The organism is Sorangium sp. So ce590, assembly GCF_051521365.1.
Lineage (GTDB): Bacteria > Myxococcota_A > Polyangia > Polyangiales > Polyangiaceae > Sorangium.
The window spans coordinates 3,024,092-3,046,036 of the sequence record NZ_CP150346.1; the positions used below are offsets into that span (position 1 = coordinate 3,024,092).

The following is a 21,945-nucleotide window of genomic DNA, read 5'->3' on the forward strand; positions in this document are numbered from 1 at the left end:
TGCGGCCGAGGCCGCCCGGCGCCCCGCCGAGAAAGACCCGGAAGCCGGCCGCCCGGGCGACGTGAAGCGGCCTGTTTCCCGCAGATTTGGATGCATTTGCGCCCCTTCGGGCGCCGCGCGGGCGGGCCTCCGAGGGGGCTCAGGGGAGGGGGGAGGGCCGGGGGCAGCGCGCTGCGTTAGGACGAACGAGCCAACTCATTTGAAAGAACCGCCCGGATCTCTTGACCATCTTTGCCGGGTGAAACTAGACTTTGCCCCCTGCTGGCGCTCGCGTAGCGCCCGAAGGTTTCTACTCCCCCTGCGATGGATAACCACGCTCCCAAGGTGTCGGCAACGCGGCAACTGGCGTTGCGCTTCATCTCCGGGAAGTACCAAGGCGGCGAATTCCCCCTCGGGGAGCAGCAGGAGATCGTCGTGGGTCGCTCCAGCGACCTCGACATGGTCCTCGTCGAGGACATGGTCTCCCGGCGCCATGCCCGGATTGCCTGTACCGAACAGCAGATCGTGATCGAGGATCTCGGCTCGACGAACGGCACGTTCGTCAACGGCGAGAAGATCAAGAAGACGACCCTGAAGGAGGGCGATCGGGTGCTCATCGGCACCAGCATCCTCAAGGTCGTCTCCACCGATCCGAGCGCGCCCCCGGCGCGCCGCCGGATGGACGAGCCCTCGCTCAGGAGCGGTCAGACCCGGTCGATGTCCGGGTCGATCGACGAGATCCCGCTCCCCGATCTGCTCCAGCTCTTCGGCACATCGAAGAAGAGCGGAGTCCTCGTCGTCCGTTCCGACGACGACGTCGGCAAGATCTACCTGCGCAAGGGCATCGTGACCTTTGCGACGATCAACGATCTGACCGACGTCCCGCCGCTCAAGAGCGTCTACCGGATCCTGACGTGGGTCGGCGGGACGTTCGATCTGGAGCCGGCCGAGGAGCGGGTCATGACCGGCGAGATCAGCGCGACGGTGCAGGAGCTCCTCATGGAGGGGCTCCGGCAGATCGACGAGCTGAACAACATCCGCCACCAGCTCCCGGATCTGTCGGCGCGTCTGGTCATTCCCCAGCCGCTCAAGCCGCTGCTCCGCGATCTCTCGCCCGTCGATCTGGACGTCCTCCAGGTCGTCTACAACCACGGGCACCTCGCGATGGTCCTCAACAAGAGCCCCGCGACGGATCTGGAGACCGCGCAGTCCGTGCTGAAGTTGATCAACGGGGGCTACCTCCGCGTCGAGTGAGCCCGCGCGCCCTGGGGGGCGGCGGGCGATCACGCGGCTGCCGCCGAGGGGAACGGGGCGCGCCGAGGCAGGCGCAGGAGCTAGCGCGTGCTCGAAGCGCGCACGCCGCCGTCCAGGCGCCGCGCTTCGGTGGGCGCGGCGCGCTCGACGGCAGCGCGAGGCGTCAGGATCGCGGCGCGCCGCGCTTCGCTGCCGGGCCTTCGGCCGCGATCGCGAGGCGGAGCGACACGGCGCGGGCGTGCGCCTGCAGGCCCTCGGTCTGCGCCAGCTTCTCGATGGTCGGGCCCTGCGCCTGCAGCGCCGCGCTCGAGTAACGGATGAGGCTGGCGCGCGTCACGAAATCGTAGACCCCGAGCGGCGATCCGAAGCGGGCCGAGCCCCCGGTGGGGAGCACGTGGGAGGGCCCCGCGAGGTAGTCGCCCGCGGCGACCGGGGTGAGGCTGCCGAGCAGCGCCGCGCCGAGCGTGCCGATCTCGGAGAACAGCCCCTCGGCGTCGGTGACGTGGAAGGCGACGTGCTCGACCGCGAGCTGATCCGCGACCTCGGCGAGGCGAGCGCGCGAGCCGACGACGAGCGCAGCGGCGTGCGTCGAGAGCGACGCCTGCACGATGGTGCGCCGTGTGAGCTCGGGGAGCGCTGCGTCGAGCTCGCGCGCGACCGCCTCCGCCAGCTGGACCGAGGTCGTCGCGAGGAGGGCGTAGGACGCCTCGTCGTGCTCGGCCTGCGAGAGCAGATCGGCCGCGACGAGCCGCGGATCGGCGGTCTCGTCGGCGAGCGCCAGGATCTCGCTCGGCCCGGTGATGCCATCGATCGACACGTCGCCGAAGACGAGCCGCTTCGCGCAGGCGACATAGGCGTTACCGGGCCCCACGATCTTGTCGACCGACGCGAGCTCCGGGAGCCCGTAGGCCATGGCCGCGATCGCCTGCGCTCCTCCCGAGTCGAGCAGCGTCGTCACGCCGGAGAGGTGCGCCGCGGCGAGCGTGGCGTCGTCGGCCGCCGGGCTCGCGAGGACGATCTCACGCACGCCGGCGATGCGCGCGGGGATGGCCGACATCAGCACGCTCGAGGGGTAGCGGGCCTTGCCGCCCGGCGCGTAGACGCCGACCCGACGCAGGGGGCGTACGCGCATGCCCAGGAGGACGCCCTCGTCCTCGTAGCTGAAGCCGGCTTGCAGCGGGGGCCCGTTCGCCGCGGCGTCCGCGGGCCCGAGGTCGCCCGCGTCGCGCTGTCGCTCATGGTAACGCGCGATCCTCGCAGCCGCGGTCTCGAGCGCGGCGCGGACGTCCGGCGGCAGCCGCGCGAGCGCTTCGGCCCCGCCGAAGCCGCCTTCCGCCTCGGGCCCCGCATGGCGGACGAGCGCCTTCGACGTCCTCCGCTCGAACGTCTCGATGTAGCGGAGGACGGCGGACGTGCCCCCGCGCCGCACGTTGTCGATGATCTCGGTCACCGCAGGCGTGACGTTCGCGAGATCGCCCGTGCCGCGGGTGCGCAGGGCAGACAGGGTGGAATCGAACTCAGGCGAACCTTCGATGTAGATGGGCAGCATGGCTTGATGTGGACCGGCGCAGCGGAATCTCCGCGCGGACGGCGACACCCCGTACCACACCACCCCGGCCGCCGGTACGTCGGCCGCGCCCCCCGGGCGCCGCGCGCACGGCCGCGCGTCGCTCCGTGAGTTTCCCGGCCCGAGCGGATCGGGTAGGGTCGCCCCATGCGGTCCGGCTCGTTCGGCCTCGCCCCCACCGCGCTCTCGATCGTGCTGCTCGCGCTCGCGCCGGCGGTCCTCATCGGGTGCCCGGAGAACTCCTGCTTCCTCAAGATCTGCCAGGGCAGCAGCTGCCGCTGCTCGATCTCGTCGTGCAGCGACGGAGCTGCCTTCGACACAAACCAGAACCGCTGCCGTTGCCTGAAGGGCTACCTCGCGATCGCGGGCCAGTGCCTCACGCCCCAGGCGGCGAACGCCTACTGCGGCGTGGGTCGCCACTACGAGGCCGGCGGGTGCGCCCCCGACCGCTGTCGGCCAGGCGACGAGATCGACCAGAGCACAGGCTTCTGCGTGTCGCGCGAGCAGGTGGCGACAAACGCCGGGGTCCCCATCGGCGCCGGGCAGAAGCTCGGCTGCCCGCCCGGCCAGGAGCTCATCGTCGACGGCCCGACCGCCGCGTGCGTCCCGCTCTCGCAGACCTGCGCGCGCGACGAGGTCTGGACCGGTCAGGCTTGCGCCAAGGTGGGGCGATGCCCGACGGGCGCGATCTGGGACCCCGCGCTCGCTCAGTGCGTCCAGTACGCGCAGGGCTCGGGCGACAGCGGGCTCACGGTCAACGTCGGGCAGTGGGCGTCGGCGAACTACGGCCCGAACGGCGGCATGGGCACGAGCGGCTTCTGCGGAGCCTTCGCGAAGAAGCCGCACAGCTTCGGGATCGTCGAGGGCGCGTCGGCCTACGTCCGCATCACGGTGATGATGTCCTTCCCGGAGAGCGAGATCGCCCGCGGCGTCGCGCAGGCCGTGACGGTGTTCGACGCGAGCGGGAACCCGGTTCCGCCGCGCGGCGCCGCGGAGGTCGATGCAGCGGCGCGCAACATCTTCGGCACGCTCGTCCTCGGGGGCGGGCGAGCGAGCGCGCCGACGTCGTCGACCACCGTCCGGTGCGCGGTCATCCACGCCGGAAAGCCGCAACCCGTGCCCGCCGTCGGCGGCCTCTGAGCCCCGTTCGGCGAAGGGGATGCCGGGAGAGGGCGCGCCCGGGGGGTCACGTCCTCGATAGCGTGCTCACGACGCGCGTGGCTGGGAGCGCGCTGAGGCCGACGCAGCTCACGACCCTGCCGCGCTCGATCACGAAGTTGCTCGTGGTTGGCTCGATCTTCGCGAACTCGACGCTCAGGCGCGTCCCGTCGAAGCTCGCGCGCAGGGGACGGCCCTCCACGTCGCTGCGGACGTCCTGGCAGGTGCCGCGCGAGCGGGCCGGATCGAACTGGCGTGACTCGGGCGCGATGAAGCGGAGCCGGTCCTCCACGGCGAACACCCCGCTCTCGCCGGGGATCTCGCGCAGCGAGAAGCGGGCCTCGCCCTCCGTATAGTCCTGCGGGGTGAACTGCTCCGGGCGGCGGACCCGGAACTCGAGCGCCTCGCCGGCCAGCACGGCCTCGAGCTCGCGCCCGTTGCCGACCCACAGGCCCGTCAGGCCGGCGAGCGGCGACGGCTGCGGCTGCTCCGCGCTCGCCTCCGCGGCGGCGCTGCTCGCGCTGGCTGCCGGGCGCGATTGCTGCGAGGCACCCCTCCGGCGGCCGTCGCGCGGCCTGTCGAGCACGCCCAGCGCGAGCAGCGCTGCCGCCCCGCCGAACATCACGAGCGCCCCGGCGCCGATCGCGAGCCGCGAGCCCCGCGCCCGCTGCGACCCGGCCGGCCTGCTCGCCAGCGCCGCGCCCGACGGCGATCGCGCCACGTCGCGGACCTCGTCGACTGTCGTGGCGGCGGGCGGCGGCGGGCGGCTCGACACGCCGAGCGGCGCCGAGGTCACGGGCGACGCAGGGCGGGCGGTCGCGTCGAGCGCCGCGAGCATCTCCTCGCAGCTGACGAAGCGATCCGCCCTGTCCTTGGCGCACGCCTTCTGCAGGAACACGTCGAGCTCCGGAGGGACGTCGTGACGCACGGCGCTGACGCTGGGGAGCGGCACCTCCGCGTGCAGCCGCATGATCTCGATGTCGCTCTCGGCGTCGAACGGCACCCGCCCGACCAGCATCTCGTAGAGCACGACGCCGAGCGCGTAGATGTCCACCCGCTTGTCGAGATCGCGGCGCCCGAGGACCTGCTCCGGCGACATGTAATAGAGCGATCCGATGATCCCCTTGGTCATCCCGCGCCCCGCGAGCGCGTCCGCCTCGGCCTTGGCGATGCCGAAGTCGGTGACCTTCGCGACGCCGTCCTTGCCGCGGAGGAGCACATTCGCCGGCTTGAGGTCGCGGTGGATCACCCCCTCGCGGTGCGCGGCCGCGATGCCGGAGGCGATCTGCCGGAAGATCGAGAGCGCCTCGGGCAGCGGCATCGGCCGGCGCTCGTCGGCATACCTGGCGAGCGCCTGCTCGAGGCTCTCCCCGTCGATGTACTGCATGACGAGCCAGAGGTCGTCCCGCTCCGCGACCACGGCCTTCAGGTGGACGACGTTCGGATGATCGATCTGCGCCAGCGCGCGACCCTCGGCGAGCGTCCGCGCGCGCACGTCGGGCCGGTGCCCGAGCTCTTGCCGCACCGCCTTCAGGACGACGTGCAGCCCGGTGTGGACGTCCCGGGCGAGATAGACGACCCCCATGCCGCCCTCGCCGAGCACCCGCTCGACCACGTACTTCTGATCGACGAGCGTCCCCGCCGGCAGGTGACCCCCCGGTAGGCGCCGCGGGAGCGAGCCCGCCAGCGGCGCTGGGACGACGTGCGGCGCCGCCGCGGGCCCGCTCGCACCGCCGGCCCCGAAGGCCGGTAGGCTGACCCGGCGCGCCGGGTCCTCGGGCAGCAGCGCCTCCAGCAGCGGCTGCCCAGGGACGGTCGCCCGCGCGCCGGGCGCAGGGAGCGCCGAGGGGGCCGCGCCGGGGTGCTTCGCGGCGATCGGCGCGCCGCACGCCACACAGAACCGGGCAGTGTCCGGGTTCTCCGCGCTGCAAACCGGGCACCTGGCCATGGCACGGTCAGCTCGATCCACGGCGCCCGCGAGCAGCGCGCCGTGGACGCCACGTCATGTCCAGTGACCCGCGCGGAGGGCCGCGGAGTCGATCGTCTTGATCTTCGGCGCGAGCGTCTCGCGGAAGATGGCCTCGTCGTCGTCGTCGAGGCCGCTCTCTCCGAAGCCGGAGGCGACCTCCATCGAGGTCGCGAGGATGCGAAGGAATTGCTGGAAGCTCGACGCGCAGAGCTCCGGCTTGAGCGCGTCGATCCCGGTCATGCAGGTGAACACGGGGCAGTCTCCCTCGGCGTCGAGCTTCGAGATGTCGAGGAAGTAAGGGTCTCCCAGGAGGGCGCTGCGCGCGATGAGGATCCAGCTCTTGCGCCAGCCCGCGAGGGAGCTGTCGCCGCCGCTCGCTTGCTGCTCGGCCGTGAGCTTCTCCGAGGGGATGAGGCGTACGCGCTCGACCGGAGTCACCGTCTCGACATCGAGCGGGTCGGCCTCCTGCAGGAAAGCGCGGTACCTGGCAGGCACGCGCAGCGTCCTGCGCAGCTCTTCCACCACCGCCGGAGCCGCCTTTCCGAACCTCGCTGGGATACCTCTTCGGACAAAGGCATCCTTGAGCGCCGTAACCGACTCGGCAAGGTCGCTATCCACCGAACATCCCTTCCTTTGCAAGTCCACCGGACAGCCCGCTGGGCGGGCGCCCTCATCGCTTCGAAAACCGCTTCGCTCCCGGGGAGAGCACCGGTGCGCACCCGGAGGAATAACCCGCGCCGGGTCAGGTAGTGTAACAGAAAAACGATGGTCGACGTTGCGTACGCTGAGAGTCGATTCCGGCCCCCGGAAATTGCGCACCGATACGGTCCTGGCGTGCACCTTCTCGATGATCCGCTCGCGTGGACTCTGCTGGCTCGCGCTTGCTCCCCGGAAACGGTTCAGCCCGATGTCGGGCGTCTCGTCGGCTTTCTCTACCAGAACCTGGCGCGCGCCGTCCTCGCCACCGAGCTGGAGCGCACCCGCGTCGACGTCCCGACCCGGATGATCTCGTCCCATCCGGAGGCCATCTATCGCGGCGCCGCGCTGTCCCGCGCGACAAAGGTCGTCACCGTGGGCATCGCGCGCGCCGGGACGATGCCCTCCCAGGTCGTCTACGAGCTCCTGAACGAGGTCCTCGACCCCGCGCTGGTGCGGCAGGATCACCTGTTCATGAGCCGGCAGACGAACGAGCAGGGCGAGGTCGTCGGCGCGACCTGGCACGACGCCAAGATCGGGCGCGACGTCGAGGGGCGCCACGTGCTCTTCCCCGATCCGATGGGCGCCACCGGCTCGTCGATGGTCAGCGCCCTGACGTATTACAAGACCGCGCTCGAGGGGCGGCCGGCCAAGTGCGTGGCCATGCACCTCATCGTGACGCCCGAGTACATCCGCCGCGTCACCGAGGCCCACCCGGACGCCATCATCTACGCGCTCCGGCTCGATCGCGGCCTCTCGCCGGCGCGCGTGCTCAAGACCGAGCCAGGCACGCACTGGGACGAGGAGCGCGGCCTGAACGCCATCCAGTACATCGTCCCGGGCGCCGGCGGCGTCGGCGAGATCCTCAACAACGCCTGGCTGTGAGCGAGCGGCCATCGCCGCCCCCGGCGCGCGCCGTCAGCGACCGCGCTTCGAGCGGCGGTTGTGACCGGCGGCGAGCGCGCGGTAGTCGATGGCGGCGTGCGGCCGGCTCATGGCGGGGCGCAGATCGCTGCAGAGCCGCGTGAGCTCCGCGACCATCGCGCCGAGGTCGCTCGCGCCGGCGGCCCTGCGCTGCGCGAGCTCGCCGTAGGCGGCCTCGAGGGACGCGATGCCCTTGCCCGAGACGTGCCCGCGGCGGGACAGGTCGACGTAGCTCCGCGCGAGCGCGACGCTGTCGAAGTTGTGAGCGACGACAAGAGCCTGCGCGACGCGGAGCACGGCGTGCGCGGCGATCCGGTCGTCCTCGTGGAGCACGAAGGCCGCCTGCAGGTAGTTGTAGAAGGGGACGACCCGGTCGCCGAAGATCCGGAAATCCGAGGGGGATGACTGCCGATCGAGGTGGATCAGGATGCGCTCGACGACGGGGCCCTTCTCGACGTAGCTCGCGAACCGGGTCGCATCGAGGATTGTGTCGTCGTAGGCGTGCCCGAGCCGCATCACCTCGCCGAGCTCCAGCGGGGTGACCCTCCCCTCGCAGACGTCGGCGTACAGCGAGTAGACGAACGCGTCGGCCTCGGCGTCGTCGCCGAGGAGCACCTCGCGGATGAGCGCGCCGTCCGGGGCGCGCTGGCTCGGGAGCTGGCAGCGGCGCTGGAGCAGCGCGGGCAGCTTGTAGCCGAGCTGCCCGCGCAGCGCGCGGAAGCGCAGCCGGAGGATGTTCTGCAGGTTGGGCTTCAGCGTGAGCGACGCCCAGCGCGCGCCGTCGAGCCGCAGCTTCTGCTCGATGCGGGAGCGGAGCTGCTCCGGGCTGCCCGAGAGGATGTGGGTCTCGACGCCCGCGCGGCCGAGCTCGCGCAGGAGCGACCCGGCGCCCGGCACGGTGCGCTTCTGATCGGGCCGCTCGATCGCGGTCCGCACGAGGTCGCGCAGCGTCTCGAAGTCCGTCCTGAGGTAAGTCTTGTCGAGGTCCCACCGCGCGATGAACGGCGCGCGCTCCGCGGGCGCCGCGGCGTTCGCCGGAGATCGGGACCCTTGCGCTCGCTCCTCGCTGTTCACCGGTTCTCGCTCAGCGCGTCATCCACTCGCGCCGCATCTTGTCGAGCGACTGCACCACGTCGCTGTCGGCGCTCTGCCGGGCGAGGTCCATCGCCTCCCGGAGATACATCGACGCCTCGCTCGTGCGCTCGCGCTGGTGCGCCACGTGCGCGAGCGCGCCCAGGACGAGCGCGCGGTCGGGGCCGCCGGGGCCGGCGAGATCGAGCGCCTCGCGCAGCACGCCGTCGGCGTCGGTGAGATCGTCGGCGCGCGCGAGCGCCTCGCCCAGCTTCCGGCTGAAGATGAGGACGGCGCGCACCGGATCGTCGAGCTCGCCCCGGAAGATCTCCCGCCGCGCCAGATCGAGGCCGCGGCGCAGCGCGAGCACGCTGCCGGCGGTGTCCCCGCGCGCGGCCGCGCGATCCGCCGCCTGCTCGAGCAGCATCAGCGCGACGAACGCGTTCTGCGAGTGGTAGGCGTGGATCGCCTGCACCTCGATCGGCAGCGCGAGCGGGTCGCCCGCGCCGTCGAAGGTCGCCTTGGCGTGCAGATCGCGCCGGACGCCGGCCGGGATCGTCGCGAGCGTCACGTCGCGGAGCAGCGGGTGAGCGGTGCGGATGCCGCTCGCCTGCTCCTCGATCATGCCCGCCGCGACGAGCTTGCCGAGCAGATCGTCGAAGGCGCGGATGTCCGGGAGCAGGCGCTGCAGCGTGGCCCGATCCGCCGCGTCCCCGATGACCGTGAGCGCCTGCAGCGTGCGGCGCGCGTCCTGCGGCAGCCGCTCGATCCGCGCGGCGACGAGATCGGCCATCCGCGCGGGCGGATCGCTGCCCCCCTCGAGGGTGTAGCGGACCAGCTGGTCGATGTAGAGCGGCGGCACCGTCGCGGCCTCGCCGCCGAGGCCGGCCGGGGTCGCCGCGCTCGGCGGCAGGCCCAGCGCGGCCTGATCGGCCGCGCCGTCCGCGGGCTCGCGCCGCGGCGACGGCCGCGCCCCGCCCGCGCTCTGCGGCGTCTTGCGGGCGGCGCGGTGATCGAGGCTCATGCTGCTCCGGAGGAGCGAGAGCGCGATGTCCTTCGGCAGGCCGCCGAGCGCGCGCACGGCCCCGCCCCACTCCGGCTCGAAGCCGGGCGTGTGGCTGGCGACGATGAGCAGCGCCGCGAGCGGCGGCTCCGCGATCACATCGGCGAAGGCGTTCCGGCTCGCGCCGTCGACGGCGTGCAGATCGTCGACCGCGAGCAGGACCCGGTGCGGGAAGGCGGACTGCTGCGCGCGTGAGAGCGCCCAGCGCAGCGCCTCCGCGGCGATGAAGCGGCGATCGTCGGGCGACAGGCCGCCCACGGCCGGCTTGTTCCAGGCGTTCCTGCGCACGTCGGTCGCGCGGTCACCCTTGCCGAAGATCTCGAGCAGCCCGCGCCGCGCCTCCGGCGTCGCGCCGTTCCAGTTCGACGCGTTGCCGCCGTCGGGCGGGAGCTCGGCGAGGCCGGCGATCGCCCAGCGGAGCGCGTAGTAGCCGACCTCGGCGCCCCACGGGTCCGGGCCGGTCTGGATGACGACGTCGCCCCGGCTCGCGGCGACGTCGAGGAACTCGCGGAGCAGCCGGGTCTTGCCGACGCCGTGATCGCCGACGATGCGCGCGGCGACGACCGAGCCCTCGACGTCGGCGAGGCAGGCGTCGAGCCACGCGAGATCGTCCTCGCGCGCGGCGAACGGCAGCGGGAGCGGGGGGGCCGAAGGCGCGCGATCGCGCCGCGCGGTCGGGGGCGCCGCGCCCGCCGCGGCGCGCGGCGCCGGAGCCGGCGAGTGCGGCTGCGCGATCCTGGCGCCGCACTCGCCGCAGAACTTCTGTCCGCGCGGCACGATGGCGCGGCAGGCGGCGCAGATGACGGTCGCCTCGGCGAACGAGAAGCGGCCGGAGGGCGTGTCGAACGTCCCGACCGCCGCGCGCAGCGCGGCCGAGAACTCGTCCGCGGTCTGGTAGCGCCGCGCGGCGTCCTTCTCGAGCGCCCGCAGGGTGAGCTCGACGAGCGGCTCCGGGATCTCGCGCTCCGGCGCGATCAGGGCGGGGTCGGGCGGGGGCAAAGAGAGGTGCATCAGCACGACCTGCGTCGGCGACTCCGCCTCGAAGGGGAGCCGGCCCGTGAGCAGCTGGAACAGGATGACGCCGCACGCGTAGAGGTCGCTCCGCGCGTCGATCGGGTCGCCGCGGCCCTGCTCCGGGGCCATGTAGTCCGGGGTCCCGCAGACGATGCCGGGGCTCGTGATGTTCGTCGGCGTGACCTCTGCCTTCATCTTCGCGAGGCCGAAGTCGACGACCTTCACGAAGTCGCCGCCCGAGCGCATCTTCTCGAGCACGATGTTCTCGGGCTTGAGATCGCGATGGATGATGCCGAGGTGGTGCGCCTCGGCCAGCGCCGCGAGCACCTGGCAGAGGATGTCGATGATGCGGCGGAAGGGGAGCGGGCCGTCCTCGTAGACCACGCGGGCGAGGTCGCGCCCGCGCAGGAACTCCATGACGAGGTAGAGCTGCCCGCCGTTCTTGCCGAAGTCGATGACCCCGACCGAGTTCGGGTGGTTGAGGCGGCTCGCAGCGCGCGCCTCGGTGATGAACCGGACCGACGCGCTCTCGTCCCCGAGCAGGTGGGGGTGGATGATCTTGACGGCCACCGTGCGCCCCAGGGCCTTCTGCTCGGCCCTGTACACGCGGCCCATGCCGCCCACCCCGACGAGCTCCAGGATCACGTAGTTGCCTGGGAGCGTCGTCCCGATGAGCGGATCGTCGGACGTCCGGTTGAACTCCGAGATGGGGAAGCCGCAGACCGGGCAGAATTTGTGCGCCTGCTCGCACGGATTCGCGCATTGCGGGCAGACCACTGTGGACACGCGCGGGACCTTACCACGTTCGGGATAGCGATTGGAGTCGAGGTCTCCCCCGGCCCCTGCGGGCTCGCCGGGAGGGGGGCGGAGGGGCTCGTCCAGTCGTCTGTTAGGTCCTGGATCCCACTTGGGGTAACCTCGGGCGCGATGGTTACGCCTCGCCTACGTCTCGGTCAGCTCCTGGTCGACGCGCGGATGATCACCCAGGACGCCCTAGAGAGGACCCTGGAGCAGCAGCGCACGGACGGCCGGCGGTTGGGGACGCTCCTCGTCGAGCAAGGTCTCATCAACGAAACCCAGCTGACGCAGATCCTGTCCCACCAGCTCGCTGTCCCCTGGGTCTCCCTGCTGCACATCGAGTTCTCGAGGCAGCTGCTCAACCTCGTGCCGCACGACGTGGCCGAGCGTTACTGCCTCGTCCCGATCTACGTGCGCCACGTCCGCAACCAGGGCGAGACGCTCTACGTCGCGATGGACGATCCGACCAACGAGGACGGCATGAAGGAGTGCATGGCGTTCTCCGGCCTGCCCGTGCGCGCGATGATCGCTCCGCCGAGCGACATCCGGAACGCGATCCGGGTCTATTACGGGGCGCGCGCCCGCTCGGTGCCGCCGCCAGCGGCCGCGCCGCCGGCCCAGGCGAACGAGCCTCCGTCGCGGGCGCGCCCGGTCGACCCGCCGCCTTCCTCCGAGCTCTCCGGAGCGCCGGAGAGCGCCAGGCACTCGGAGGAGGTCTCGTCGACGCCGGAGCCCTTGCTGCTGACGCGGCCCGCGCTCCGCTCCGAGGCGCGGCCGGTCGATGACGCGGTGCCGGCGATCGAGACCTCCGACATCGACGCCGCCGAGATGGGCGTCATGGAGGACGAGCTGGCGTGGGAGCCGGCTCGCCCCGCGACGCGGCCCGAGGAGCGGGAGCTCCCTGGGCAGCCGGAGGAGCAGGAGATCCGCGGGCGGCCGGAGGAGCGGCTGATCCGCGGGCGGCCGGAGGAGCGGCTGATCCGCGGCCGTCCCGACGAGCGCTCGCGGCCGACGCTGAAGGTCGCGCCGTCGCCCGAGCTGCTCGCGGCGGCGCAGGCGGCGCAATCCGCGCAGGCGGCACAATCCGCGCAGGCGGCGCAGCCGGCGCAGGCCGTGCAGTCGGAGCGCCGGAAGACGCTGCGCCCCAGCTCCGCGCCGGGGCCGCTGACGCCGCCCGCCAGCGAGTCCGCGCGGAGCACGGACGCGGCGCCGACGTCGAGCTCGCCGGCCGCGGCGCTCCTGGGCGCCGTGCTCGGGCGCGCCAGCGCCGCGGCGCGCACCGTCCCGGAGAGCGCCCCGGACCACGGCGAGGAACCCCCGAGCGAGCGCGAGGTGCGCAACATCCCCGCGCCGCAAGGCCGAGGCCGCCGGCGGATGGTCTCGCTCACCCTCCTCGACGGGACGACGATCACGCTCCCCGCGCGCGGGACCAAGCCCCAGCAGCAGCAGCAGCAGCAGCCGCCGCGGCAAGCAGCCCCGGCCCCGCGGGCCGCCGCCCAGTCCGAGCCACCGCCCCCGCTCACCACGGACGATCCGGGCCTCACCGCGCGCGACCTCGTCTCCGCGCTCCGCGCCGTCTCGCACGGCGCCGACGCGAGCGAGATCCTCGGCAACAACGTGCGCTGGGAGGCGATGTTCGCCGCGCTCCTGTCGCTGTTGCTCAAGAAGCACCTCATCGCCGACTGGGAGTTCGTGGACGAGCTGAAGAAGATCTGACGCGAAAGGATGTGCGCCGGGCGCCTCTGCGAGCGCTCGGTGCGTGCGTCCTCGGCGTGCGGAGCGATCTTCTTCGCGACGGGCGAGGCGCCTGATCCTCAGCGCGCCTCGCGCGCCGCGCCGGCGCGGATCAGCGCGTCGATCTCGTCGTCCGAGAAGCCCGCGTCGCGCAGGACGGCGCGCGTGTGCTCTCCGGCGCGGGGCGCCGGCGCGAACGCGACGCCTGCCGGCGTGACGGGCGTCCTGAGCTGAGGGATCGGGCCGCGCGGCGAGGCGATCTCGAACAGGAGATCGCGCGACGCGAGGTGGGGATCGGCCGGAGCGCTCCGCGGATCGAGCACCGGCTCGAGGCAGCAGTCGCGCTCGGCGGCGAACGCCTCCCACTCGGCGCGCGTCCTTCCCCCGAAGACCGCGGCGACCTTGCGCTTGAGCCCGGCCTGGTGCGGGCCGGGGACGAGCGCGCTCAGGTCGGGCTCGATCCCGGCGCCGTCGCAGAACGCGACCCAGAACTTCGGCTCCAGCGCGGCGAGGGCCATCGCGTGCCCGTCCTTCGAAAGGTAGGTGTTGTACGGCGCGAGCCCGCCGGTGAGCGGCTCGTCGCCCGCTCCGCGCGCCCCCGCCGCTGCCCCTTCCCCGTCGCGCGCGGGGTCGCCGCCCGCGAGCGCCGCGGCGAGCGTGGGAAGCGCGAAGCCGAGCGCGCCGTCGGTCATGGCGATGTCCAGCACCGCGCCTCGCCCGGTCCGCTCGCGCTCGCGCAGCGCCGCGAGGATCGCGATCGCGCACCACATCCCGCCGCTCACGTCGGCGACCTGGAAGCCAGGCACCTGCGGTGGGCCCTCGGCGGGCCCCTGCGCGCCGAGGACTCCCGCGCGGGCGAGGTAGTTCAGATCGTGCCCCGCGCGCGTGGCGAGGCTGCCCGTCTGACCGTAGCCGGTCAGCGCGCAGACGATGAGCCGCGGGTTGTCCGCGCAGAGCGCCGCGTGGCCGATCCCGAGCCGATCGAGCACCCCCGGGCGGAACTGCTCGAGGAGCACATCGTACGTCGCGACGAGCCGGCGGAAGGCGTCGCGCCCCTCGGGCTTCTTCAGATCGAGCAGGGCGCTGCGCTTGCCGCGGTTCACGAGCTGGAACGCCGCGGATTCACCGGCGATCTGCGGGGGGAGCTGCCGGAGGAGGTCGCCGCCGGCGACGTCCTCGATCTTGTCCACCGTCGCGCCGAGATCCGCGAGCACGAGGGTCGCGAAGGGGCCCGGCAAGAGCCTCGAGAGATCGAGGATGCGCGTATCGGTGAGCGGGCGCATGGCGGCCTCCCTGTCGTTCTCGTGGTGCGCGGGAGAGGGGTCGAGGAGGAGCACCGAAGGACGCCGGTCGCGTCCGAGCCCACGGCGTGAGGCGGGCACCTCGAGGTCGGGGAGGTGAATGCAGGGGCTGCGACTCACCAGCAGCCCGTCGCCGGCGCCGGGCGCGACGCCGGAAGGGGACGGCGGGGCCCCGCCGACGCCGGGATCAGCCCGCGTTGAGCTGGAACAGCTTCGGGAGCTTCATCGCGAGCATCTGGTTGCCCGCGACCTTCAGCTTGCCCGCGAAGAAGAGCGGCATCGAGTTGGCCTGCGGGTTCTCGTGCAGCTTCTGGAAATCCTCGGTGCTGAGCGAGATCGTGACGTCCGCGCTGCCCGGGCTGCCCGAAGCGATCTTGGGCCCGGTGTCGGACAGGTCGATCAGCCACTCGCCGCCACCCTCGCCCGTCACGTTGATCTGGTACTTCCCGCCGATCTGCTTGGCCGCGTCGGAATTCTTCGCCAGGGCAGCAGGTAGCTCCTCGTTGAACAGTCTCTGGATATCGACGGCCATGGATCGCCTCCGGATCTCGTAGGGGACGTGGTGACTCAACCTCTGGGTACCAGCGCGGTTTACCCGTGCCCGCGCGCGGGCGTCAAGCGAAGCCCGACGCTGGAGCGCGCGCGCATCGTACCGCCAGGGACGTCTATCGCTACCGCCTTGTCGCGCCGTCAGGACGGGCCTGGTAAGCGTTTTCATGCACGCGCGCGCGGCGCTTGCGCGGCGGGTCGGGGCGCCTTGTCCAGCGCGGATCGGATCGGGACCATCAGCAGGCGATCGATGGCGACGCGCTCATCGGAGGGCGGCGGGCTCTCCGGGATGCCCTGCATCAGCCGGAGGTCGCGGAGCGCGCTGCGATCGAGCGGGCCGAGCGACTTCCCCAGCCCGTCGAGCGCGGGCGTCATCGCAGGGAGCAGGCAGACGAGGAAGATCTCGCTCGTGCCCTGACGCACCCACGTCCCCTGGTACACGGCGACCGCCTGCCCGAGCGCCTCCTGGAAGACGAACGCGCGCCACTCGAGCGGCGCGGTCAGATCGAAGACGCGCCCGCCGGCGCGGAGCTCCCCGCTGTCGAGGATGAGCGTCGCGCCGCGCGCGTCGGTCAGCAGAAAGCGATCGAGGCACCCCGGCGAGCGCAGCGTGAGCTCCTCGAGGAGCGCGGCGAGCACCGGCGGGCCGAGCGAGATCGGCTCGCCGTCCGGGCCGATCGCCTCGAGCCCGACCTCGTCGGAGCCCACGACGGACGCGCGGTCGAGCAGCGCGGCGAAGGTGCGGCGCGCGGGGCCATCGAAGCTGGCCCCGACGCAGGACATCCCGGCGCTGGAGCTGAGCAGGGCGACGATGCGATCGCGGCGCGGCGTCGCGAGGAGCGTCACGCCGAACCGCTCGCGGGTCGTGAGCAGCATGTGCTCCCCGACGCCGCCCTTGCCCCGGAGCTGCAGCTGATCGCCGTCGAGGCTCAGCCCGCGTCGGCTCGCCTGCGCGGCCGGCAGGAGGGGCCGCCGCCCCCGCGCGAGCAGCGCCACCGCCGCCGCGACGAGGGCGACCGGCAAGAGCGCGCGGAGCATCACGCTGCGCGCGGTCGCGACCACCACGAGCGCGGCCACGAGGAGCGGGATCGACCAGAGCCGTCGAGCGCCCGTCCCCCGCGTCGGCGCCGGGTCGGGAGCGGTCGCGTCGAACCATCGCGTCTCCGGGGAAGGCATCACGACGTCGTCGCTCGCCGGCTCGCCCGGGCGCTGCACGGCCGGCCAGCCTGTCGCAGGCGGAGGCTCGTGCGCGCGTGCCTCGATCGGTGGGAGCGTGGCGACGGACCCAAGAGGGTCCTTCTGGCCCTTCGCCTCGCGTCCCATCGCACCTCCACCCCAGCCGAAAGTTCGGCGTAGAATAGCATTGAGCGGGGCCGGAGCGAGAGGAGACTTTGGGGCGACGCGCTGCGTAGGCAGCGCGCTGACCGGGAACGTCCGGGCGCGCCGGGCTTTGGATGTCGTCGCGCCACGCTCAGCGGCGCGTCGCGATGTGTCGCGCCACGCTCAGCGGCGCGTCGCGATGTGTCGCGCCGCGCTCAGCGGCGCGTCGCGATGTGTCGCGCCGCGCTCTGCGGCGCGTCGCGATGTGTCGCGCCGCGCTCAGCGGCGCGACAATGCGCCAGACCGCGCGCCGTGGCCGACGGCGGGCGGCGGCGAGCGACGCGTCATTCCGCGGGAGTCGCGGTGGGGACGCAGCGCTCCGCCGAGGCTCGGCGATGGAGCCCGCGTCGCGGCGACCGGCCTGGAACTCAGGGCACAAAAGGAGATTCCCGTGAAAGGGGAGGCTCGTCCTGATGCCCGCGACGGCGTGCCCGGCGACGGCGCGCCGTATGCGCGCGATGACATCGCGCGCGTACGGACGCCGGTCGTCCACTCGGTGATGGGGTGGGCCACCTGGAGCCTCGTGTTCATCCTCGAGGCCTGGCGCGGGATCGGGCCAGCGAGAGTCTTTCCCCAGGCCGAGCAAAAGGGTAGGTCTGCCCTGTGCAGCGCCGCGATATCACGCCCGAGCTCTCGTTTGCGGCCCTTCCCGCAGCCGAGCCGCGCGAGCTCACGAGCCCGCCGACCTCGCGCCGCCCGAGGGGCGCCGAGCCGGAGGTGGTCTCGGTCGCGGAGCTGGATCGCCGGCTGAAGCGGATCCTCGAGGGGTCGACGGCGGACGTTCGCGTCGAGGGCGAGATCTCGGGCCTGCGCGTCGTGGGCAGCGGTCACGCCTACTTCACGCTCAAGGACGAGAACGAAGAGGCGGCGATCGACTGCGTGATGTACCGGACCGCCGCGCCGCGCGCGCGCAAGCTGCTCGCCGACGGCGCCCGCGTCGTGCTCACGGGCCGCGCCACGGTCTACGTGCCGCGCGGCCGGCTCCAGTTCTGCGCGGACGACGCGCGCCTCGCCGGCCGCGGCGCGCTGCTCGAGGCGCTCTTCCGCCTCAAGGAGAAGCTCGCCGACGAGGGGCTCTTCGCGCCGGAGCGCAAGCGCAAGCTGCCGGTCGATCCTCAGATCATCGGCGTCGTCACGAGCGGCGACGGCGCGGCGATCCACGACATCGTGACCGTCGCGTTCCGCCGCGGCGCCGCCCGGCTGATCCTCGCGCGCACGCCGGTGCAGGGCGCCGGCGCGGGGCAGCGGATCGTGCGCGCGATCGCGCTGCTCGAGGAATTTCCGGGCATCGAGGTGATCATCGTGGGGCGCGGGGGCGGCTCCGCCGACGACCTCAGCGCGTTCAACGAGGAGATCGTCGTCCGGAAGGTCGCGGCCGCGCGCGTGCCGATCGTGAGCGCGGTCGGGCACGAGATCGACGTCGCGCTGACCGACCTCGCCGCCGACGCGCGCGCCGCCACCCCCTCGCAGGCGGCGGAGATGCTCGTCGCGGACGCGGCCGCGCGCCGCGCGGCGCTGGAGCACCTCGAGGCCCGCATGCGCCGCGCGATGGCCCACCGGCTCCGGGCCGCGCGGGCCGACCTCGACCGGCAGCGCGCCCGGCTCGGCTCGCCCGCGCAGATCCTGGCGGAGCCGCAGCAGCGGATCGACGACGCCATGGCGAGGCTCCGGCGCCGGATGGAGCGCATCGTCGTCGAGGACCGCGCCGGGCTCCAGCGCCTCGAGCGGCGGCTCGCCGCGCGCCACCCGCGCGCGGTGCTCGCCGGCGCCCGCGGGGCGCTCAGGCCGCTGTCGGTGCGCCTCGCCGCGGCCACCCGCCGCCACGTCGCCCTCCTGCGGGAGGGCTTCGCGAGCGACGTCGCCCGGCTCGAGGCGATGTCGCCGCTCCGCGTGCTCGCGCGGGGCTACGCCATCGCGACGGACGCGTCGGGGCGCGCGGTCCGCGATCACCGCGAGGTCGCCCCGGGCGATCCGATCGCGGTGCGCGTGCACCACGGCGCGCTGCTCGCGCGGGTCGTGGCCACGGCAGGGCCGGACGAGCCGCTCGTCGAGCGCAGCGCGCCCGCGGCGCCCGCGCCAGCCGCCGCCGCGGCCGCGGCGCCCGCCCCGCCGGCGCGCCAGAGCGGCGGACCGCGCGCTCCGGCGACCGGCCGCGCGACGAGGCGCGGCAGGGCGCAGCCCGGCGCGCCCGCGTGCGAGCAGCTCGGGCTCGGCTTCGCGGCCGACGAGCGCGCCCCGACCTTCGGTCGCGCGGGCGCCTCCGGCCAGGTCTCGGCGGGGCAGGGCGGAGCAGAGGCCGGCCCGGAGGAAAGGCATCATGTCGAACCCTGAGCGGCGAATGTTCGGTCTGGTCGGGCACCCGGTGGGCCACTCTGTCTCGCCGGCCATGCACTCGGCCGCGTTTCGGGCCCACCACCTGCCCCACATCTACAGCGCGTTCGACGTGCCCACCGGCGCGGAGCTCGCGCGCTTCGTCAGCGACATCCGGAGCGGCCTCATCGCGGGCGCGAACGTCACCATCCCGCACAAGCGCGCGATCATGTCGATGGTCGACGACGTGGACTCGAGCGCGGCCGACGTCGGCGTCGCCAACGTCCTCTGCGCGACCGAACCGCGGCGCGTGGCGGCGCACAACACCGACGTGATCGCGCTCCGCGACGAGCTCTCGCTGCTCCTGCGATCCGACCCGCCTCAGGGGGATGATCCGGAAGGGCGGCACGGCGCCATCGCGAGCCCGCGGCAGCGCGCGCTGATCATCGGGGCGGGCGGCGCGGCGTTCGCGGCGATCGCCGCCTGCAAGCTGCTCGGCTACCACCTCATCAGCGTGACCACCCGGTCGTGGACCAGCACCGAGGCGATGCTGGAGTCGCCTGCGGGGCAACGCGCGTCCGAGCTCGGCGCGCTCACGGCCCCCTGGCCGATCTCGACCGAGCGGCCGATCAGCAGCAAGTCCTCTGTGGCGCTGCGGCTCAACTGGAGCGAGTTCGCCGTCGCCGCCGACCTGATCATCCAGGCCACGAGCGCCGGGATGCTCGGCGGGCCGCCGGGCGAGGAGGTCACCAGCATCATCCCGTGGGACTCGCTCTCGCCGAGCGTGTGCCTCTACGACGTCGTCTACAACCCGCCGGTGACGCCGTTCCTCCGCACGGCGCGCGAGCGCGGGCTCCGCGCGTCCGATGGGCTCGGGATGCTGGTCGGCCAGGCGGCGCAGTCCTTCACGCTCTGGACCGGCCTCCCGGCGCCGGTCGAGGTGATGCGCGCCGCCGCCGAGGACTCGCTCAGGAAGGCCACCGGCGGTCGATGAGCTCTGACGGATCCCGGAGGCACGCTCCGCCTCACGACGCGCTCTCGTCCACGCCCGCGACGTCGCGCGCCCAGGGCGCCGCGCTGGAGCACGCCTCGCCCTGGCCTCACGTCGAGGTGCGCGGCCAGCTCTCGATCGCGCGAAAGGAGTGGCTGCACACGAACGGCGCGGGGGCCTACGCGAGCTCGACGATCGCCTGCATGCACACCCGTCGCTACCACGGGCTGCTCGTCGCGGCGCTCGACCCGCCGCGGCGCCGGCACGTGATGCTCTCGCACGTCGACGCCAGCGTCCGCCCGATCCGGCAGCAGGGCGCGCCGGCCGAGCGCCGGGCGTCGTGGCCGCGGTGGGACCTCGCCAAGCACCAGTTCCCGGGCATCGACCCCGAGATCAGCTCATTCTACCTCGAGCGCTTCGATCAAGATCCTCTCCCGCGCTGGGCGTACGCCCTGCCGGGCGGCGAGCTCGAGGTGACGCTCGGCCTCGTGCGCGGCGAGAACGCGGCCGTCCTGCGCTATGCCTGGAGCGGGGCGGAGCCGGTGATGCTGACGCTGCGCCCGCTCCTCGCCGCCCGCCATATGCACCAGCTGCTCCGCGAGAACGGCGGCATCTCCCAGAAGGTCGAGCTCCGCGCCGGCGCGCCGCGCGGCGAGCCCGGCTCGGGGCGAGACCGCCCGTCGCTCGGCGAGGTCCGGGTGCAGCCGAACCGCGCGCTGCCGCGGATCTGCTTCCGGTACCAGGGCACGTTCGTCGGCTCGCAGGACTGGTGGCGCCGCTTCGAGTACCTCGGCGAGCAGGAGCGAGGCCTCGACTTCCTCGAGGATCTCTGGACGCCGGGCCACTTCGAGACGGTGATCGGCGCCGAGCCCGTCCACCTGCTCGTGGCGGTGGGCGCGCTGCCCGAGGACGAGCCGGAGGACCTGCTCGCGGCGGCGAGCGCGGCGATCCGCGCCGAGGACCCCGGGCCCCGGCGGCCGCTCCTGGAGCGGCGGCTCACCATCGCGGCAGAGACGTTCCGCGCCGACGCGGCGCCGCGGCCCGGCGTCGTCGCGGGCTACCCCTGGTTCGAGGTGTGGGGCCGCGACGCGCTCATCGCCCTGCCCGGCCTCTACCTCGTGCCGCGCAAGACCGAGGGGGCGATCCGCGTCCTCCGCGCGCTGATCGACGCCATGCAGGACGGCCTCGTGCCGAACCGGCTCCCCGACGCCGGCGAGCCCGCGGAGTTCCACACCGCGGACGCGACGCTCTGGCTGTTCGAGGCGGCCCGCCTGCTCGCCGACGCGATCGGCGACACGCACCCGTTCGTCTCGGGCGAGCTGCTCGGCGCGCTGCGCGACGCCTTCGAGGCCGCCCTGCGCGGGACCCGCAACGCGATCCACATCACGGCCGACGGCCTCTTCGCCGCGGGCCGCGGCGGCGAGGGCGCGATGGACGGGCTCACGTGGATGGATGCGCGCGTCGCGGGCCGCGCGGTCACGCCGCGCGCGGGCTGCCCGGTCGAGCTCACGGCGCTGTGGGCGAAGGGCTCGGAGACGCTCGCGCGCCTCGCGCGGGCCGCCGGCGACGAGCGCCTCGCGGAGCGGGCGGAGGCGGCCGCGCGCGCGGCGCGCCGGGGCTTCGCCGGCCGCTTCTGGTGCGAGGCGACAAGCTACCCCTACGACGTCATCTCGGAGCACGCGGACGGCGAGGGCGCGTTCCGCGACGCCTCGATCCGCCCCAACGCGGTGATCGCCGTGGCGGTGGATCCCGCCTGCTTCACGCCGGAGCAGGCCGTGTTGCTGCTCGAGCGGGCCCGTCTGGAGCTCTTGACCCCCGCCGGCGTGCGCTCGCTCTCGCCGGCCGACCCGGCCTACGCGCCCCGGTACCAGGGGGTCCCGGAGGCGCGCGACAACGCCTACCACCAGGGCACGGTCTGGCCATTTTTGCTCGGATTCTACGCGCGCGCGGCCCGGCACTCCTCCGCGCTCGGCGAGCACGTCATCCCGCTGCTCCAAAGGCTGGTCATCTCCGCGGCCGCCAACGAGATCGCGATCGGCCAGGTGCCCGAGGTCGCGTCCGGGGAGCCGCCGCACCTCCCCGGCGGCTGCTTCGCTCAGGCCTTCAGCGTGGCGGAGCTCCTGCGCGCGCTCGCCTGGGATCTGCCCGGTCAGGACCCGGGCGCGCCGCGCTGAACGCCTGGCCCGC

15 protein-coding genes are annotated in these 21,945 nt (G+C 73.4%); 7 read left to right on the plus strand and 8 right to left on the minus strand.

Translation table 11 applies throughout. The features are described 5' to 3' along the window. Positions 1 to 303: 303 nt before the first annotated feature. The gene (locus tag WMF28_RS11595; RefSeq protein WP_437602247.1) at positions 304 to 1,233 is read left to right on the plus strand and encodes a DUF4388 domain-containing protein; all 930 of its coding nucleotides are present in this window, start codon (positions 304 to 306) and stop codon (positions 1,231 to 1,233) included. Between the two features lie 163 nt (positions 1,234 to 1,396). Here WMF28_RS11595 and hisD read toward each other — a convergent pair whose 3' ends face one another. Then, positions 1,397 to 2,782, minus strand: a complete 1,386-nt coding sequence (gene hisD / locus WMF28_RS11600) for a histidinol dehydrogenase (RefSeq protein WP_437602248.1) — start codon at positions 2,780 to 2,782, stop codon at positions 1,397 to 1,399. 165 nt (positions 2,783 to 2,947) lie between these two features. Here hisD and WMF28_RS11605 point away from each other — a divergent pair, with 165 nt between their 5' ends. Then, the gene (locus WMF28_RS11605) at positions 2,948 to 3,940 is read left to right on the plus strand and encodes a hypothetical protein (protein WP_437602249.1); all 993 of its coding nucleotides are present in this window, start codon (positions 2,948 to 2,950) and stop codon (positions 3,938 to 3,940) included. A 46-nt stretch (positions 3,941 to 3,986) separates the two neighbouring features. Here WMF28_RS11605 and WMF28_RS11610 read toward each other — a convergent pair whose 3' ends face one another. Then, a complete protein-coding gene (locus WMF28_RS11610) occupies positions 3,987 to 5,906 on the minus strand; it encodes a serine/threonine-protein kinase (RefSeq protein WP_437602250.1) in 1,920 nt (639 codons plus the stop codon). A 54-nt stretch (positions 5,907 to 5,960) separates the two neighbouring features. Next, positions 5,961 to 6,452 (minus strand): SMI1/KNR4 family protein, encoded by a 492-nt coding sequence (locus WMF28_RS11615; protein ID WP_437490000.1) that lies wholly within the window; start codon positions 6,450 to 6,452, stop codon positions 5,961 to 5,963. Positions 6,453 to 6,692: 240 nt separating this feature from the next. On the opposite strand from WMF28_RS11615, the gene WMF28_RS11620 reads away from it, so the two are divergent. Next, entirely contained in the window at positions 6,693 to 7,508 is an 816-nt protein-coding gene (locus WMF28_RS11620) for a uracil phosphoribosyltransferase (RefSeq protein ID WP_437579778.1), read from the plus strand. Positions 7,509 to 7,541: 33 nt separating this feature from the next. Here the strand turns inward: WMF28_RS11620 and WMF28_RS11625 are convergent, their stop codons facing one another. Both WMF28_RS11625 and WMF28_RS11630 read right to left on the minus strand, forming a co-directional pair. Next, on the minus strand, positions 7,542 to 8,621 hold the full coding sequence (locus WMF28_RS11625; RefSeq protein WP_437602251.1) for a hypothetical protein: 1,080 nt from the start codon (positions 8,619 to 8,621) through the stop codon (positions 7,542 to 7,544). A gap of 10 nt (positions 8,622 to 8,631) precedes the next feature. Continuing rightward, the gene (locus tag WMF28_RS11630; RefSeq protein ID WP_437602252.1) at positions 8,632 to 11,481 is read right to left on the minus strand and encodes a protein kinase domain-containing protein; all 2,850 of its coding nucleotides are present in this window, start codon (positions 11,479 to 11,481) and stop codon (positions 8,632 to 8,634) included. A 141-nt stretch (positions 11,482 to 11,622) separates the two neighbouring features. On the opposite strand from WMF28_RS11630, the gene WMF28_RS11635 reads away from it, so the two are divergent. After that, positions 11,623 to 13,209, plus strand: coding sequence for a hypothetical protein (locus tag WMF28_RS11635; RefSeq protein WP_437602253.1), 1,587 nt, complete (start codon positions 11,623 to 11,625; stop codon positions 13,207 to 13,209). Between the two features lie 98 nt (positions 13,210 to 13,307). Here WMF28_RS11635 and WMF28_RS11640 read toward each other — a convergent pair whose 3' ends face one another. The 3 genes from WMF28_RS11640 to WMF28_RS11650 all read right to left on the minus strand — a co-directional run bounded on the left by WMF28_RS11640 (position 13,308) and on the right by WMF28_RS11650 (position 16,400). Then, complete coding sequence (locus WMF28_RS11640; RefSeq protein ID WP_437602254.1) at positions 13,308 to 14,510, minus strand: CaiB/BaiF CoA transferase family protein; 1,203 nt, start codon at positions 14,508 to 14,510, stop codon at positions 13,308 to 13,310. A gap of 205 nt (positions 14,511 to 14,715) precedes the next feature. After that, positions 14,716 to 15,099, minus strand: coding sequence for an SCP2 sterol-binding domain-containing protein (locus WMF28_RS11645; protein WP_437602255.1), 384 nt, complete (start codon positions 15,097 to 15,099; stop codon positions 14,716 to 14,718). A gap of 143 nt (positions 15,100 to 15,242) precedes the next feature. Further along, a complete protein-coding gene (locus WMF28_RS11650; protein ID WP_437602256.1) occupies positions 15,243 to 16,400 on the minus strand; it encodes an IMP dehydrogenase in 1,158 nt (385 codons plus the stop codon). Positions 16,401 to 17,060: 660 nt separating this feature from the next. Here WMF28_RS11650 and xseA point away from each other — a divergent pair. The 3 genes from xseA to WMF28_RS11665 are packed head-to-tail and all read left to right on the plus strand — an operon-like array spanning position 17,061 to position 21,932. Next, a complete protein-coding gene (gene xseA / locus WMF28_RS11655; protein ID WP_437602257.1) occupies positions 17,061 to 18,788 on the plus strand; it encodes an exodeoxyribonuclease VII large subunit in 1,728 nt (575 codons plus the stop codon). Then, positions 18,775 to 19,761, plus strand: a complete 987-nt coding sequence (locus tag WMF28_RS11660; protein ID WP_437602258.1) for a shikimate dehydrogenase family protein — start codon at positions 18,775 to 18,777, stop codon at positions 19,759 to 19,761. Before xseA ends, WMF28_RS11660 begins: the two co-directional genes overlap by 14 nt. Beyond that, positions 19,758 to 21,932: an amylo-alpha-1,6-glucosidase gene (locus WMF28_RS11665; protein WP_437602259.1), complete on the plus strand. Its 2,175-nt coding sequence runs from the start codon at positions 19,758 to 19,760 to the stop codon at positions 21,930 to 21,932. Before WMF28_RS11660 ends, WMF28_RS11665 begins: the two co-directional genes overlap by 4 nt. Positions 21,933 to 21,945 lie beyond the last annotated feature (13 nt).

Coding starts and splice junctions, on each gene's coding strand:
- WMF28_RS11635 (WP_437602253.1), top strand. CDS start 11,623: ATGGTTACGCCTCGCCTACGTCTCGGTCAGCTCCTGGTCGACGCGCGG.
- WMF28_RS11660 (WP_437602258.1), top strand. CDS start 18,775: ATGTCGAACCCTGAGCGGCGAATGTTCGGTCTGGTCGGGCACCCGGTG.
- WMF28_RS11665 (WP_437602259.1), top strand. CDS start 19,758: ATGAGCTCTGACGGATCCCGGAGGCACGCTCCGCCTCACGACGCGCTC.
- WMF28_RS11605 (WP_437602249.1), top strand. CDS start 2,948: ATGCGGTCCGGCTCGTTCGGCCTCGCCCCCACCGCGCTCTCGATCGTG.
- hisD (WP_437602248.1), bottom strand. CDS start 2,782: ATGCTGCCCATCTACATCGAAGGTTCGCCTGAGTTCGATTCCACCCTG.
- WMF28_RS11620 (WP_437579778.1), top strand. CDS start 6,693: ATGGTCGACGTTGCGTACGCTGAGAGTCGATTCCGGCCCCCGGAAATT.
- WMF28_RS11595 (WP_437602247.1), top strand. CDS start 304: ATGGATAACCACGCTCCCAAGGTGTCGGCAACGCGGCAACTGGCGTTG.
- WMF28_RS11640 (WP_437602254.1), bottom strand. CDS start 14,510: ATGCGCCCGCTCACCGATACGCGCATCCTCGATCTCTCGAGGCTCTTG.
- WMF28_RS11650 (WP_437602256.1), bottom strand. CDS start 16,400: ATGGGACGCGAGGCGAAGGGCCAGAAGGACCCTCTTGGGTCCGTCGCC.
- WMF28_RS11610 (WP_437602250.1), bottom strand. CDS start 5,906: ATGGCCAGGTGCCCGGTTTGCAGCGCGGAGAACCCGGACACTGCCCGG.